The sequence below is a fragment of the Comamonas sp. MYb69 genome, from assembly GCF_037479315.1.
GTDB lineage: Bacteria > Pseudomonadota > Gammaproteobacteria > Burkholderiales > Burkholderiaceae_C > Comamonas.
Genome location: NZ_JBBGZG010000004.1, coordinates 295988 through 311033 on the forward strand (window position 1 = coordinate 295988; position 15046 = coordinate 311033).

Here is a 15046-nt window from a genome sequence, read left to right on the forward strand (position 1 = left end):
AAATCACATTTAATTACCGGGTATGCTGGTGCTGCCGAGCGCTGTTTGAGGCTGAAATCCAGCTAGGCTGTTGCGCTGCGCAGGCCGTTCTGTTCTCTGTAGATCCTTCGTAATCTCGCGAAAGTGCAAGCCAAAGATCCCTCTGCTTAATTGTTCTTTGTTCGCCTCAAATCTATAAAACGGGCGCAATGGATATGTGGCAAGGTACGGGATATATGGTAGGTAGATGATGGTATCTATCGTGCGAATCTGGTGATTGGCTGGCACCAGCAGTTCTGGCCTGACCCGGGACCGTCCAGCAGAAGCCCATCGAGTCCCCAAGGACCCTGCTGGCGTTGTGCAGACGCTCCAAGCGGTGTGTGTACGCATTGCTCCTTCATCGTTCGGGTTACGTGTTCGACCATGCCGTTTTGCTGCTCTTGAGCATCGTCCATCCACCTTGAAAAACATGGGCATGCTTTTGCCCGAAGCCCGAATGGGATGGCAAACCATGACTCTAGGTGGCTCGTTAGGGGAAATGGGGGACATTGGCGTCCGTTCGCATTCAAGCCCGCAACGTAGTGCCCACGCCATGCAAATCCTGGCTGCACTGCCGCAAATGCGCCTGCATCTGCGCGACTGGCAGCACCATCGGCTCCAGTGCATGGCTGCAGGTATCGACCGCTGCAGCCAAAGCCATCTCTAGCTGCTCGCGCACAGCATTTTGCAAAGTTGCGTAAAGGGCATCAGGGCCCACAGTAGCCGGTGGCCACCCCAGGGTCGCTGGTTCTGCTGGCAGCGCAGGCAGTGCATAGCCAGCGAGATGGCTGCGCAGCTGTTCCCTAATCTCACCTCGCACTAGCGCAGCAACCTCGGCAAACAGCAAGGGCAACCGATCCGCATACAGATCCAGCAACCCCGGCAGCGCAGGAATGGTCTGGCGCCACGCGGCGCGCAGCATCGCCGCCTTGCTGTGCTGCAGGCGCTCTTGCTCCTGGGCCAGGGTCTGTTGCAGGCGCTGCAGTGGGGGCCGCAGTTCGGCATCGATGGAGCCTTGTAGGTTTTCTTCCAGGTGGTGCAGCAGCACCTCGGCCGGTTTGCGCTGTTTATAGGCCTGGGCGGGGGCCAGTACGTCGGCGATGGCGGTGTAGAGACGCAGCAGGCCAGCGTCGGCCAGCGCGTCGGGGCCTGGCTGGTGGCGTGCGGCGTGGACGGAGATGGAGACAGGGCGCTTCAGCACCGACAGATCAATGCCCAGCTGGCGCAGCTTGCCCTGGGCGCGTGCCTGTACGTCGGCCTCTTGCAGCGCGCGGTTGGCCAGGGTTTTGTTGCGCAAGCATTTTTGGATCTCGCCATCGACCTCGTCTTCTTCGATCAGGTCGCTGCGGGTGATGACCGGCAGCAGCGGCTTGTTGCGGCGCAGTTCGCGGGCGAGTTCGTCCAGCTCTTGCACCTGGCCGGGCGAGGTGGAGCTGCTGAGCCAGAGCAGGCCGTCGGCGCTTTCGGTAAAGCGCTGGGTGAGGGCGGCATTCTCGGGCGTGACGGAGTGCAGGCCGGGGGTGTCCAGCAGCACCAGGCCAGTGCCCAGGCACAGGCCTTGCAGCCGGGCTGTTGTTTCGGTGGCGCCTTCGCGCAGGGGCTCGTCGCTTTCCACCACCGCGCCATCTGCCAGGTGAAAGAAGCGCAGGGGCTGGCCCTGCGCGGCAAAGCGCTCGGCCAGAAAGTTGCACAGCGAGCTTTTGCCGGCATTGAACTTGCCAAACACCAGCAGGATCACGCGCTGCTCAAAGTCCTGGGCCAGGCTGCGTGCGGGCTGCAGCGCAGACCATTGCTGCGCCCAGCGCACCTGCAGATCCTGGCATTGCTGGTGCAGGGCCTGGGCTTGCTGGGCCAGCGGGTGGCTGGGCTGCAGGCCGGGTGTTGGTGCCAGGGCGCTGCCCAGGCCTTGTTGCAGCTGGGTTTGCCAGGCTTGCAGCTGTTGCAGTTGGGAATGCAGTTGCGCCAGCCCGGCCTGATGGTTGGCAGTGGTGGGCCCGGCGGCGCTGCCGCCCGCATGGGCCAGAAACTGCTGTTCGCCGGCCATGGCATTCATGCGCGGGTCTCCAGTGCTTCGAGTGCGCTCAAGGCTGTTAAAGCCTGGGCGCTGGCTTGCACCTGGGCTTCTTGGTGGGCCATGCGCTGCACCAGGGCCTGGCGGTCAGCCGAGAGCTCAAAGTAGCGGGTAAAGGCCTGGGCCAGGGCGCTGCGCCCGGCGGACTCGCAAAACAGGCGGCGCAGGTCCTGGCGGTATTTCACCGAGACGCCCATGACGGCGACCATCACGCTGTCCAGGCTCTTGACCTGGGTCTGCTGCTCCAGCGGCAGCTCCACCACGCCATGCTTGGTCAAGATGGCGCTGATGCTGATGCAGGCCTTGGAATAGGCGACCTGCAGGCGGTTGCGCTCGAGCTTGCCGGGCGTCATCTTGAACTGGTCGGCAAAGCTGTCGGGCGTGAGCGAATGGTCCGGCCTTGGCACATCGAGCACGGCCTGGATGTCCTGGCCGGTCTTGTCTTGCACGGCGGCCAGGTCGCTCGCAAAGCGCTGGCCTTGCTCTGCCTGCAGCTGGCGCAACTGGGCCAGGCGCTGTTGGCGCTCGGCATGCAGGGCCTGGAGCTGGCTGCGAATCTCCTGCAGCAGCAGGGCTTTCTCATGGCTGCGCGCCTGGGGCACTTGGGCGAGGGCTTGCTTGAGGGACTGCTGCAGCGCCGGGATGCCGCTTCTCTCCAGCAGCAGTTGTTTGGCGCCATCCACGCCCTGGCGGTAGCGGGTGGATGAGACGGCCAGCCACATCGGGCCGGCGGCTTGCGCTGCGATGGCGCCGTTCACCTGCTGCTGGGCAGCGTCGTCGGCCAGCTGGTCGATCTGCGTGAGCACGCACAGCGTTTGGCGCCGGGTGCGCTGGGAATCGGCGTGCAGTGCTTGGAGCAGGCTGCGCTCGCGCGCATCGAGCTCGCCTTCCTTGGCGGCATGCACAAACAGGCGGATGTCGGACTCTAGCCAGGTGGCGCGGTGCGCGTGGTCGTCATCGGCCTGGTCCACATAGGCATCCAGCCCCGGCGCATCCAGCCAACGCACCTGCGCATGCACATGGCCGGACAGGGCCACGGTCTCGCGCCGGTCGGCCACGGCAAAGGTGGGGCTGCCGATCAGCTCATTGAGCAGGCGGCTTTTGCCGTGGTTGTACTTGCCCACCACGGTGACGACGGGCTGCAGGCCGCGCTCGGCCAGCACGCGCAGGCGCGCCAAGTCGTGCCGGCGCTGGGGCAGCACGGCGCCAATGGCCTGCTCGGCGTGGCTGCGGGTATCGTTGAGGTTCATGGGGTTGGCCCTTGTTGTCCGTTGCCAGGCTGCGGCATCAATCCAGGCGGATGCCGCGCTCCTTGATCAGCGTGCCCCAGCGCGCCAGCTCCTGCTGCAGGTGGGTGGCCAGCGCCTGGGGCGTGCTGCCAATGGGCTCGGCGCCCACGCTTTCGAGCTTTTTGAGGGTATCGGGCTGCTGCATCGCGCCGTTGAGCACCTGGTTGAGCCGGGCCACCACCTGGGGCGGTGTGCCGGCTGGCGCAAACACCGCAAACCAGGGCGATACCTCGTAGCCGGGCAGGCCGGCTTCGGCAATCGTGGGCACACCGGGCAGCGCGGAGGAGCGCTTGGCAGTCGTCACGCCCAGCGCGCGCAGCTTGCCAGACTGGATATGGGGCCGCGCCGAGGTGATGCTGTCAAACATCAGATCGACCTGGCCGCCCAGCATGTCGGTAATGGCCGGGCCGCTGCCCTTGTAGGGCACATGCATCAGCTCCACGCCGGCGGTGGAGGCAAACACCTCGCCGGCCAGGTGGATGGAGGTGCCGTTGCCTGCGGACGCATAGCTCAGCTTGCCGGGGTTGCGGCGCGCATGGGCCAGCAGGTCCTGCACCGATTGGTCGGGGCTGCGGGCGGCATTGACCACCAGCACATTGGGCACCACCGCCAGGAGGCTGATGGGCGCAAAGTCCTTGACCGGGTCATAGGCCAGCTTGGCGTAGAGCGCCGGGTTGGTGGCCATGCCAATCGAGGTGATCATGATGGTGTAGCCGTCGGCAGGCTGCTTGGCGACATAGTCGGCGCCAATATTGCCGCCCGCGCCGGGCCGGTTCTCGATCACAAAGGGCTGGCCCAGCTCGCGCGCGGCCCTATCCCCCAAGGTGCGGGCAATCACATCCATCGCGCCACCCGGCGGAAAGGGCACCACCCATTTGATGGGCTTGGCCGGCCAGGCGGCATCGGGTTGCGCCATGGCGGCACCTGGCAGCGCCAGGGCCGCCAGCAGCAGGGCTAGGGTTCGCCGTTGCATCGTCATCTGCATCTGCCTGTCTGCTTATCGGATGGAAGAGGGGTGCTTGGCCAGTGGCGTCACTGTGATCTGCATATAGGGGAACAGCGGCAGCTGGCTCAGCGTGTTGTGCAGCTCGTCATGGCTGGCCACATCGAAGACGCTGTAGTTGGCGTATTCGCCCACCACGCGCCACAGGTGCGGCCATTGTCCCGATTCCTGCAGCTGCTGCGAATAGGCTTTTTCCGCAGCCTTGATGCGCGCGGCCTCTTCGGCGGGCACGCTGGCGGGGATGTTGACGACCATATGGACAAGATAGAGCATGGGTTTTTCCTAAGGAGCGATCAGACGGCGGGGCGAACGGCAGCAACGACGACTTGGGACGCCTCTTGCTTGCCTCGGTAGTAAAGGATGAAGAAGCCGATGGCGAGCGCGGCGACCAGGCCTGGCACGGCAAACACCAGGAAGTTCATCTGCAGCGGCAGCGCTGAGGCCATCAGCCAGCCGCCCAGCAGTGGGCCCACAATGGCGCCGGTGCGCCCCACACCCGAGGCCCAGCCCAGCCCCGTGGAGCGGATGGCCTGCGGATAGAACTGCGCGGTGTTGGCATACAGCAGGATCTGCGTGCCGATGGTGGTGGCGCCGGCAATGGCGATCAGCAGGTAGAGCACCGGCATGGGGCTGTTGAAGCCCAGCAGCGCGATGGCCACGGTGCCCAGCGCAAAGAAGGCCAGCACCACCTTGGGCAGGCTGAAGCGGTCACCCAGCCAGCCGCCGGCAATGGCGCCGACCACGCCGCCAAAGTTCAGCATCAGCAGGAACGACAGGCTCGATCCCAGGCTGTAGCCGGCCGTGGCCATCAGCTTGGGCAGCCAGGAGCCCAGCGCATACACCATCAGCAGGCAGCAGAAGAAGGACAGCCAGATCATGAAGGTGCCCATCGCGCGGCCTTTGAGGAACAGATCGAGCATGGGCACGCCGGCGCCTTTGGCTTCGGTCTGCAGCAGCTGTACATCGCTGCCCATGGCCACATCGGGCGCTACCTGCGACAGCATCTGCCGCGCCTTGGCCTGCTGGCCCTGGCGCAGCAAAAAGCCCACCGACTCGGGCAGCTTCCACAAGATCAGCGGCAGCAGCACCAGCGGCAGGGCTGCGGCAAAGAACATGGACTGCCAGCCAAAGCGCGGCAGCATGTAGATGCCCAGGCCCGCGCAGAGCACGCCGCCCAGCGAATAGCCGCTGAACATCAGCGCCACCAGGGTGCTGCGGGCGCGCTTGGGGGCGTATTCGTTGATGAGGGCCACGGCATTGGGCATCAGGCCGCCGCAGCCCAGGCCGGCGATAAAGCGGAAGATGCCAAACTCGGTGGGCGACGTGGCAAAGCCGCTCATGAAGGTGGCAATGCTGAACAGCACAAAGCTGATGGCCACGCCCTTTTTGCGGCCGATGCGGTCAGCCAGCGGGCCAAAGATGAAGGCGCCAAACATCATGCCGAACAGCGCATAACTGCCCAAGGCGCCGGCCTGCACGGGTGAGAGGCTCCACTCCTTCATCAGCACGGGCAGCACGGCGCCGTAGATGAACAGGTCATAGCCATCGAACACCAGCAGCAAGCCGCATAGCAGGGTGACCATCCAGTGGAAGCGCGTAAAGCGGGCGTTGTCTATGACCTGGTTGACGTCCAAGGTTTTCATCTCTGTCTCCTTTTATAAGGGCTGGGTTGTTCAGCCCGGTTTGGCTGCATGGGCCGGTATCACTGCAATGGCCTTGATCTCCACGATGTAGCCGGGCGCGCCGCCCAGCATGTGTGCGCCCACCGCTGTCCAGGCGGGAAGCGGGTGGCTGTGCAAAAAGCGGTTGCGCACCTGCATGAACAAGGGCAGGTCACGCATATCGGTATGAAAGCTGGTCAGATCGACCACATCGGCCAGGCGGGCGCCTGCAGCCTCCAGCACCAGCTGCAGGTTGGCAAAGGCCTGCGTGATCTGGGCTTCGCGGTCTTCGACCAGCTGCAAGTCAGACTTGCGGCCGATCTGGCCGGACACATAGACGGTGTGGCCGACACGGATGGCCGGGGCGTAGCCGATCTTTTCGTACACCGCCTCCATGCCGGGCGGAACAATGGCTTGTCGATCAGTCATGGCGTCTCCTGGGCCCGCGCATCGCTGCAGCTTTGCGGTGCTGCACAGGCGCGGGCTGTTCTATTTTTAGAGTGGGTAGGGCGGTGGGCGGCGGACTGCGCTCAGCCGTTGTCGCCACCGGCCACGGGCAGTACCGCACCGGTGATGTAGGCCGCCTCGTCAGAGGCCAGAAACAGGATCGGGCCGACCTGGTCATCCAAGCTGCCGTAACGCTTGAAGTAGTTGGACTCCGTCACCTGCTGCACGGCCTCGCGCATCCAGCTCTGCTCCTGCGGGCTGTCGCCCGCGGCATTGCGCGGCACTCGCCGGGGCGGCGCATGGGTGCCGCCAGGGGCCGAGGCGACGACGCGGATGTTCTGCGGTGCGTATTCCATCGCCAGCGATTGCGTCAAGGCATTGACGCCGCCCTTGGCGGCCGAGTACGGCACCCGGCGAATGCCGCGCGTGGCGTTGGACGACACATTGACGATGGTGCCGCCGCCGCGCGCCAGCAGATGCGGCAGCACGGCATGGCAGGCATAGAGGGTGGGCATCAGCGAGCGGCGGATTTCTGCATCGATCTGCGCGGGCTCGAACTCGGCAAAAGGGCGCATGCGGATCGCGCCGCCCACGCCGTTGATGAGGATGTCGATACCGCCAAACAGCTCGGCGGCCCGGGCCATCGCGGCCTGTGCGCCCTCGTAGGTTTCCAGGTCGGCCACCAGGCCGGCTGCGTTGGGGCTGCCCGCCTCGGCTGCCACCTCGGCAATAAAGTCGGCCCGGTCGACCAACAGCACCTGGGCGCCTTCGGCCACAGCGCGCAGCGCCACGCCCCGGCCAATGCCCTGGGCCGCGCCGGTCACCACCATCACCTTGCCGGCAAAGCGCTGGGTGCTTGCGGCTTGCAGGGGCGCGTTCATGCCAAGGCCTCCGCCACGGCGGCCACCGGCTGGGTGGGCGTGAACTTTTCGTAATGGAAGTTGGCGGGCACTATGCCTTCGGCCTGGAAGTGCTTTTGCACCGCATCCACCATGGGCGGCGGGCCGCAGAGGTAGACATCCACATTGCCGCCATGCAGCGCCTGGGCGGGCAGGTGATGGGTGACATAGCCCTGGCGCTCATGCCCGGTCTGCGGATCGGCCACGCAGGTGCTGAAGGTGAAGCCCGGGATCTGCAGCGCATAGGCCTGCAGGCGCTCGACCAGCACCAGGTCCGCATCGCGGGTGACGCCATAGACCATGTGGATGGGCTGCGTTGCTCCGTTGCGGGCCAGCACCTCCAGCATCGACAGGAAGGGCGCCAGGCCCGTGCCGCCTGCCAAGAATAGCAGCGGCCGCGTGACCGCGCGCAGGTAAAAGCTGCCCAGCGGCCCGGTCATCTGCAGCGGCTCGCCCTGGCTCGCGCCCTGGAGCCAGCTGCTCATCAGGCCGCCGGGCACCTGCTTGATCAGGAAGGTCATGCGGCCATCGCCAGGTGCGGAGCTGAACGAGTAGGAGCGGTGCTGGCTGCTGCCCGGCACGCCGATATTGACGTACTGGCCCGGCAGAAATGCGGGTGCGGCCTCGGCCACATCCAGCACCAGCTCATAGGCGGCATCGCCAAAGGGCTGCACCGCGCTCACCGTGGCGCTGAACTGGCTGGTGCCGGTCTTGCAGGCGGTGGAGGGCACCGGCACGGCGATCACGCAGTCAGACTGCGGCACCATCTGGCAGGTCAGCACCAGGCCTTGGCCGGCTTCGTCTTCGGTCAGCGCGTCGTCGATGTAGTCGTCGCCCAGGTCGTAGGTGCCGCTTTCGGCCTTGCACTTGCAGGTGCCGCAGACGCCGTCCGAGCAGTCCATCGGCAGGTTGATGCGGTTGCGGAAGGCGGCATCCAGCACTTTTTCGTGGGCGCCGCAGTCCACAAAGCGGGTGACCCCGTCCTCAAAGTTCAGGGCAATGCGATAGCTGTTCATGGTGGTCTCCTGGCGTGTCAGATGTGGTAGACATCAATGACCTGGCGGATGTAGTCGTTCTTGAGGACGATCTTCTTGCGGGCGATGAGGAAGCTGTCGGCCACTTTGCGCAGGGTCAGAAAGACCGTGCCAAAGAAGTGATCGGTCTGCTTGTAGCGGTGGCTCAGCGTATGAAAGTTGTAGCGAACCTCCACCGTATCGGCCTGCTCGGCCAGCACTTCCACATTGGTGATCATGTGGTTGGTGCGCGGCTCGGGCATGGAGGCGCTGGAGCGCTCGGTCTTGATGCGGAAGACCCGGTCTTCCAGCCCATTGCGGTTGGGGTAGTAGATCAGCGAGATCTGGCTGTGCGGGTCGTCGGTGAGCTGGTCATCGTCGTCCCAGGCAGGCATCCAGTACTCGGCATCGGGCGCGTAGAGCGCCAGCCAGGGCTCCCACTCGCGGTCGTCCAGGTAGCGCGCCTCGCGGTAGAGAAAGGCGCAGATGGCGCGGTGGTCGGCCGCGTTGCTGTGGCTGGCGGCGCTGCTCATGGCTGCACTCCTGCGCGCTCTTGCTGCACGGCTTGGCGCATGGTCTTGGCCCAGTAGTCGTGCTGGCAGACAAACAGGCCCTCGTCCTCGCTGCGCTCGCCGCTGAGCAAGGGGCTCATGCCCATCTTCTTCGCGTTCTCGTCGGGGCCCTCGATCCACAGCGGCGCGCCACGGCTCATGTCGTTCCAGCGCACGGCGCTGCCGGCGTAACCCGCCTGGCAGGCGCGGAACTCTTCCAGGTCATCGGCCGTGCCCATGCCCGAGACGTTGAAGAAATCCTCGTACTGGCGGATGCGGGTGGCGCGGTCTTGCGCGCTCTCGCCCTTGGGGCCAAAGCAGAAGATGCTGATCTCCGTCTGGTTCACGTTCAAGGGGCGGGCCACACGGATCTGGGTGCCGAACTGGTCCATCAGGAACACATTGGGGTAGAGGCAGAGGTTGCGCGTCTGGCGCACGATGAAATCTGCGCGCTCCTGGCCCACGCGCTGGGCGAGTTCCTCGCGCTGGTTCCAGATCGGGCGCACCTCGGGGTTCAAGGTGTTGGTCCACAGCAGGATGTGGCCGTTCTCAAAGCCATAGACGCCGGCGACCGACTTGCTCCAGTTGTTGGCGTCAGTCGCCTTGGTGCCTTCGGCATTGCGGCGGCTCATCGTGGCCGCATAGTTCCAGTGCACGGAGCTGACGTGGTAGCCGTCGCAGCCGTTTTCCATCTGCATTTTCCAGTTGCCGTCATAGATGTAGCTGGAGTTGCCGCGCAGCACTTCCAGGCCTTCGGGCGCCTGGTCCACGATCTGGTCGATGATGACGCGGGTCTCGCCCAGGTAGTCTTCGAGTGGCTGCACATCGGCGTTCAGGCTGCCAAACAGAAAGCCCCGGTAGTTCTGGAAGCGCGCCACCTTGGTCAGGTCGTGCGAGCCGTTCTTGTTGAAAGTGATCGGGTACTCGGTGGTCTTCTCGTCCTTGACCTTGAGCAGCTTGCCGGCGTTGCTGAAGGTCCAGCCATGGAAGGGGCAGGTGAAGCTGCCCTTGTTGCCATGCTTTTTGCGGCACAGCATCGCGCCCTTGTGCGCGCAGGCATTGATCACCGCATGCAGCTCACCCAGCTTATCGCGGGTGATGATGATGGGCTGGCGGCCAATCGACGTGGTGTAGTAGTCGTTGTTGTCGGGGATCTGGCTCTCGTGCGCCAGGTAGACCCAGTTCGATTCGAACAGGTACTTCATCTCCAGCTCGAACAGCTCGGGGTTGGTGAAGATGTCGCGGCGGCAGCGGAAAATGCCCGCTTCCTTGTCGTCTTGCAGCGCTGTCTCCAGCAGGTGTTCGACGGCGCCGAACTGATCGGCAGAGGCAATCGTGGTCATGGTGAGGGCTCCTGGGGGTACAGCTCCGCCTCGCAACGCGGATCGCGGCGCGAATGGCTAGGGGAGGGAGGATGGGTCTGGGGCGGGGGCACTGCCTGCTAGGCAGCACCCCGGCCGCGTGGCGTCAGCCGGTCAGGCCGCCAGGCGTGGGCGGTCCACGATCTGGTTGTCGACACCGCCCACCAGCGCGCTGAGCTGGATGTCAAACACGATCTCGGCAAACGGGCCGCTCAGGCCGTGGGCGCGGATGCTGGCCTCGTCGCTGCGCTCGGTCAGCGGGGGCACCAGGCCTTCGCGGGTGGCGTAGGCAAAGTCGTCAAACACCAGCGGGTCACCGTCGATATTGATCTGCGTGGTGAGCTTGCGGTGGCCATCGGCCGTGACAAAGAAGTGGATGTGCGCGGGGCGGTTGCCGTGGCGGCCCAGCTGGTTGAGCAGGGCCTGGGTCGGGCCATCGGGCGGGCAGCCATAGCCCATGGGTACGATGCTCTGGAATTTGTAGCGGCCTTGGGCATCGGCCATGATGGTGCGGCGCATGTTGAACGGTTTTTGCTCGCCGGTGGGGTCAAAGTGCGAGTAAAAGCCCTTGGTGTTGGCATGCCAGACCTCGACCTGCGCGCCGGGCAGCGGTTGGCCATCGGCGCCGTAGACGGTGCCGTGCATGATGAGGGTGTGGCCGGCCGTGTCGCTGCCGTCATCGAGGCGGCCAGAGCCTTGCACCACGGGCGCGCCTGCCACGTAAAGCGGGCCTTCAATCGTGCGCGGTGTGCCGTTGGCGATGCCCAGCGCCGCGTCTTCGGCGTCCATGCGCATGTCGAAGTAGCGGTCCAGCCCCAGGCCGGGCGAGAGCAGGCCGGCCTCGCCGCGCGCGCCCAGCTGGTTCAGGTAGGCAACGCCGGCCCAGTATTCGTCGGACGTGATGTCCAGGTCTTCAATGGCCTTGAACAGGTCGGACAGGATGCGGTGGATGATCTGCTTGGTGCGCGGGTTGCCACCGTCCTGGTTGAGGCCGCTGGCCAGACGCAGAAAATCCTGCACGTCGGGGGTGTTGAAGATAGGGGCGCTCATCGTAGTCTCCTTGTCGTAAATTCTTGGGGTCAATCTGTCTGTCTATCCGTCTGTGGTGTCAGTCTGTGGCGGACACCCCGACCGGCACGCTCACGCGGCTGCGGTCCCTGCGGAAGTGCCGCACGCGGTCTTCATCCAGCGCAATGCCCAGGCCCGGTGTGGTGGGCACCGTCAGGTGGAAATCCTTGTACTCCAGCGGCGTGGCCAGTATCTCTTCGGTCAGCAGCAGCGAGCCAAACAGCTCGGTGCCCCATTGCAGCTCGCGGAATGTGGAAAACACATGGGCCGAGGCGATGGTGCCCACGCCGCCTTCGAGCATGGTGCCGCCATACAGTTCGATCCCGGCCGCATCGGCAATGGCGGCGACCTGTTGCGCCGCCTGCAGCCCGCCCGATTGCTCGGTCTTGATCGCAAACACATCGGCGCCAGCCACGCGTGCCAGTGCCAGCGCCGAGGCCGGGCCGGTCAGCGATTCATCGGCCATGATGGCAATGGGGTAGCGGCCTTTGAGCCGGGCCAGCACATCGGCGCTGGCCACCGGCTGCTCGGCCAGCTCGCAGCCGGCATCGACGAGGCCGGCCAGGCCATGGTGCGCTTCGAGCTCGCTCCAGGCCATGTTCACATCGACCCGCACCGAGGCCAGATCGCCCAGTGCCTTCTTGATGGCCGCTACATGGGCCACATCGTCGCGCACCGCCTTGCGGCCGATCTTGAGCTTGAAGATCTGGTGGCGGCGTGTCTCCAGCATGCGCTGCGCTTCTTCGATGTCGCGGCCGGTGTCGCCCGAGGCCAGCGTCCAGGCGACGGGCAGGCGGTCACGCAGGCGGCCGCCCAGCAGCTCGGACACCGGCAGGCCGGTGCGCTGGCCCAGTGCATCGAACAGCGCCGTCTCGACAGCGCACTTGGCAAAGCGGTTGTCGCGGATGGCCTGGTTCAGCCGGGCCATCAGTGCGGGCACGCGGTTGGCGTTGGCGCCCAGCATCTGCGGCACAAAATAGGTATCGATGGCCAGCTTCATGCCCTCGGGCGATTCGGCGCCATAGGCCAGGCCGCCAATGGTCGTGCCCTCGCCCATGCCCACCGTGCCATCGGAGCAGCGCACGCGCACCAGCATCAGGGTCTGGCCGTTCATCGTGGCCATCGACAGCTTGTGGGGGCGAATGGTGGGCAGATCGACCAGCAAGGTCTCCACCTGTTCGACGACAACGCAGCCTGCTGCCGTATATGCCGCAGGTCGGGCGTTGTCTTGGGGTGGGTGTGTGTTTTGCATGGAGGCTATTGGACGACGCAGTGCGCCCCTTGATCCAACACCGAATTTGTCTTGTTTCATACCTTGCAGGTATGGTGTGTAGTTTGAATATTAAAAAACAATGACTTAAAATCGCTACATTCCCATATCTATGGTTTTCCCTGATGGATCTGCGCCATATCCGGTATTTTGTGGCCGTGGCCACTACCCGCAACTTCACCCGCGCGGCTGAGCAAATGCATATTGCGCAGCCGCCGTTCAGCCGCCAGATCCAGCAGCTGGAGGACGAGCTGGGCGTGCAGCTGATCCAGCGCAACAGCCGCCCGGTGCGCCTGACCGAGGCCGGGCGCCTCTTCTATGAGCAATCGCTGCAGGTGCTGCAGCGGGTGGACCAGATGAAAAGCGCGGCCCGGCAAGTGGGGCTGAACCAGCGGCAATCCATCTCGATTGCCTATGTGGCCTCCACCTTGTACGGCGGGCTGCCGATGCTGGTGCGCATGTTCCGCAAACGCTATCCGGACGTGGACGTGCACCTGGTGGACATGGGCTCGATCCAGCAGATCCAGGAGCTGCGCTCGGGCCGCATCGACCTGGGTTTTGGCCGCATCCGCACCAATGACACCTCGGTGGCGCGCACCGTGCTGCGCGAAGAAAAGCTGGTGCTGGCCATTGCGCCAGGCACCCCGCTGGCCGCCGACACCGGCCGCATCCGCCTGCCCGAGCTGGCCGGCCAGCGCCTCATCGTCTACCCCAAGGACCCGCGCCCCAGCTTTGCCGACCATGTGCTGGGCCTCCTGCATGACCAGGGCATACAGCCCGCCGAGGTGCATGAGGTGCGTGAGCTGCAGGCCGGCCTGGGCCTGGTCGCCGCCGAGATGGGCGTCTGTATCGTGCCGGCAGCAGCGCGGCTGCGCTCGGACCTGGTCTACCGCCTGATCGACGACGAGCGCGCCACCTCACCGATCATCCTGAGCCACCGCGTCAATGACGACTCCTGGTATATCGCGGCGATCAAGGAGCTGACGGCCGAGATGTATGCACAGAACCCGCCGTGGCTGGATTTTGAGACGAATGCGTTTCCGGCGGGGGAGATGTATGGGGGTGTTGGGAAGAGGTGAGGGGGCTCGCTGCGCTTTAAAGTGTCAGTTGCGGATTGAGTGCGAGTGAGAGCTTTGTCTGTTTTCAGGTTATTGCGATGATCATAGAGAACGGCCTTGATGAATTTGAGGGCGGTTAAAGACCCAAGGCAGGAGTTCATTTCACACAAAAGCTGTCGGTCAGACCCGTCCACGACTTGCAAACCAAAGCACCGAGAATATGACTCCCTAGAGCTCTAAAAGTCAGTGCCTAGCAATTACCCTCAGGTTTACCCAGTCGTCGCTCAAGGAAACCTTTTCGTACTTTTGTACTGCCTGCGGTTTCATGTCTCGTCTTCAATGCAAACCTGCGGTTTGCTGGATTGTGGAAGCGGCTCTTGTTGCCGTTGTCACACTAAAAAGCTGCAAATGTCATTTGATGCACGTGGAGTTATGCCCGAACTCGCACGGGACACTTAAGATAGTTCCAGATACATCAACGGGCACACTTCATGTACCAAAAAACTTCACACCACATAGTCGTCTTTGCCTTGGCAACCATCCTCTCGGCTTGCGGAGGTGGTGGCAGTGACGACATCGCTGAGCCTGTGGATTCGGCCGCCTGCTTCAACGCCGGTTTTTACCGCCTGGGGACCGAAATCGCTTTTATGCAATCCCAAACCACACAAGCCGCTGAATCTTCCAGTGCATCGACTTATGTACACTCTCTCTTTCACCGGGTCGTAGGCGAAGAAAAACAAGACGGTGCCAACATTATTCTTGTGGACTCCAATGAAGATTCGTTTGGCCACTCTCGTTATGCCATTGAAAACGGTGTGCTGCTCTATTACGGTTTAGGCAATTTAGATAACCTAATTTTTTCGAGCAAACAAAGCTTGGTGCCAGCACGCGCATCCGTGATGGCTATGCAGCCTGGCCAGGTCACCACGCAGAACTTTGTGCAGACGAATGAAGGATATTTAAAGGGTGTTTATACACGTGGAGTTTCCAACGTTGCCTACGCAAGAACCTTTGTAGGCCTGGAAACGGTCACCACCTCGCTGGGTCAATTTTCGGCCTGCCGTTTTTATACCAAGACACAGGCCAAGGACGCAGACAGCGGCAGGCTCACCCTGGATACACAGGCCACTTCATGGGTGGCTGCTACAGGTCCTTACCGAGGACTCTCCCTCAAAGAGAACTCCATTATCACTACATACGGGTATGTCGGTACTAACGCAGCTGAAGCCACTAAATACACCAACACTATTGAAAAGGAAACCACGCAAGTGAACCAATTCGATATCAAATAGCGGATTGGATGTTGGTGGCTTTGTTGCACTGCAGGGACTTCCCGT

Annotated in this window: 14 protein-coding genes; 2 read left to right on the forward strand and 12 right to left on the reverse strand. The window is 63.6% G+C overall.

All coding sequences use genetic code 11. The annotated features are described in order from the left end of the window. Window positions 1-544: 544 nt before the first annotated feature. The 12 genes from WH303_RS07660 to WH303_RS07715 all read right to left on the reverse strand — a co-directional run bounded on the left by WH303_RS07660 (window position 545) and on the right by WH303_RS07715 (window position 12633). On the reverse strand, window positions 545-2071 hold the full coding sequence (locus WH303_RS07660; RefSeq protein WP_339517765.1) for a dynamin family protein: 1527 nt from the start codon (window positions 2069-2071) through the stop codon (window positions 545-547). Then, on the reverse strand, window positions 2068-3339 hold the full coding sequence (locus WH303_RS07665) for a GTPase (protein WP_339517766.1): 1272 nt from the start codon (window positions 3337-3339) through the stop codon (window positions 2068-2070). The genes WH303_RS07660 and WH303_RS07665 overlap by 4 nt, the downstream gene beginning before the upstream one ends. 37 nt (window positions 3340-3376) lie before the next feature. Next, on the reverse strand, window positions 3377-4357 hold the full coding sequence (locus tag WH303_RS07670) for a tripartite tricarboxylate transporter substrate binding protein (RefSeq protein WP_339517767.1): 981 nt from the start codon (window positions 4355-4357) through the stop codon (window positions 3377-3379). An 18-nt stretch (window positions 4358-4375) separates the two neighbouring features. Beyond that, on the reverse strand, window positions 4376-4654 hold the full coding sequence (gene catC / locus WH303_RS07675; protein ID WP_339517768.1) for a muconolactone Delta-isomerase: 279 nt from the start codon (window positions 4652-4654) through the stop codon (window positions 4376-4378). A gap of 20 nt (window positions 4655-4674) precedes the next feature. Then, the gene (locus tag WH303_RS07680; RefSeq protein WP_339517769.1) at window positions 4675-6024 is read right to left on the reverse strand and encodes an MFS transporter; all 1350 of its coding nucleotides are present in this window, start codon (window positions 6022-6024) and stop codon (window positions 4675-4677) included. Window positions 6025-6054: 30 nt separating this feature from the next. Next, a complete protein-coding gene (locus WH303_RS07685) occupies window positions 6055-6471 on the reverse strand; it encodes a RidA family protein (protein ID WP_339517770.1) in 417 nt (138 codons plus the stop codon). A 101-nt stretch (window positions 6472-6572) separates the two neighbouring features. Beyond that, entirely contained in the window at window positions 6573-7370 is a 798-nt protein-coding gene (benD, locus tag WH303_RS07690; RefSeq protein ID WP_339517771.1) for a benzoate diol dehydrogenase BenD, read from the reverse strand. Then, on the reverse strand, window positions 7367-8404 hold the full coding sequence (gene benC / locus WH303_RS07695) for a benzoate 1,2-dioxygenase electron transfer component BenC (protein WP_339517772.1): 1038 nt from the start codon (window positions 8402-8404) through the stop codon (window positions 7367-7369). The genes benD and benC overlap by 4 nt, the downstream gene beginning before the upstream one ends. Window positions 8405-8421: 17 nt before the next feature. Next, a complete protein-coding gene (gene benB / locus WH303_RS07700) occupies window positions 8422-8934 on the reverse strand; it encodes a benzoate 1,2-dioxygenase small subunit (protein ID WP_339517774.1) in 513 nt (170 codons plus the stop codon). Further along, window positions 8931-10295 carry a Rieske 2Fe-2S domain-containing protein gene (locus WH303_RS07705; protein ID WP_339517775.1) on the reverse strand — a complete coding sequence of 455 codons (1365 nt, stop codon included), beginning with the start codon at window positions 10293-10295 and terminating at the stop codon, window positions 8931-8933. The genes benB and WH303_RS07705 overlap by 4 nt, the downstream gene beginning before the upstream one ends. A gap of 132 nt (window positions 10296-10427) precedes the next feature. After that, window positions 10428-11363, reverse strand: coding sequence for a catechol 1,2-dioxygenase (catA, locus tag WH303_RS07710; RefSeq protein WP_339517776.1), 936 nt, complete (start codon window positions 11361-11363; stop codon window positions 10428-10430). Between the two features lie 58 nt (window positions 11364-11421). Next, window positions 11422-12633 (reverse strand): muconate/chloromuconate family cycloisomerase, encoded by a 1212-nt coding sequence (locus tag WH303_RS07715; RefSeq protein ID WP_339517777.1) that lies wholly within the window; start codon window positions 12631-12633, stop codon window positions 11422-11424. 143 nt (window positions 12634-12776) lie between these two features. Between WH303_RS07715 and WH303_RS07720 the strand changes: the two genes are divergently transcribed. Next, the gene (locus tag WH303_RS07720; protein WP_312989704.1) at window positions 12777-13730 is read left to right on the forward strand and encodes a LysR family transcriptional regulator; all 954 of its coding nucleotides are present in this window, start codon (window positions 12777-12779) and stop codon (window positions 13728-13730) included. Between the two features lie 470 nt (window positions 13731-14200). Continuing rightward, entirely contained in the window at window positions 14201-15001 is an 801-nt protein-coding gene (locus WH303_RS07725) for a hypothetical protein (RefSeq protein ID WP_339517778.1), read from the forward strand. Window positions 15002-15046 lie beyond the last annotated feature (45 nt).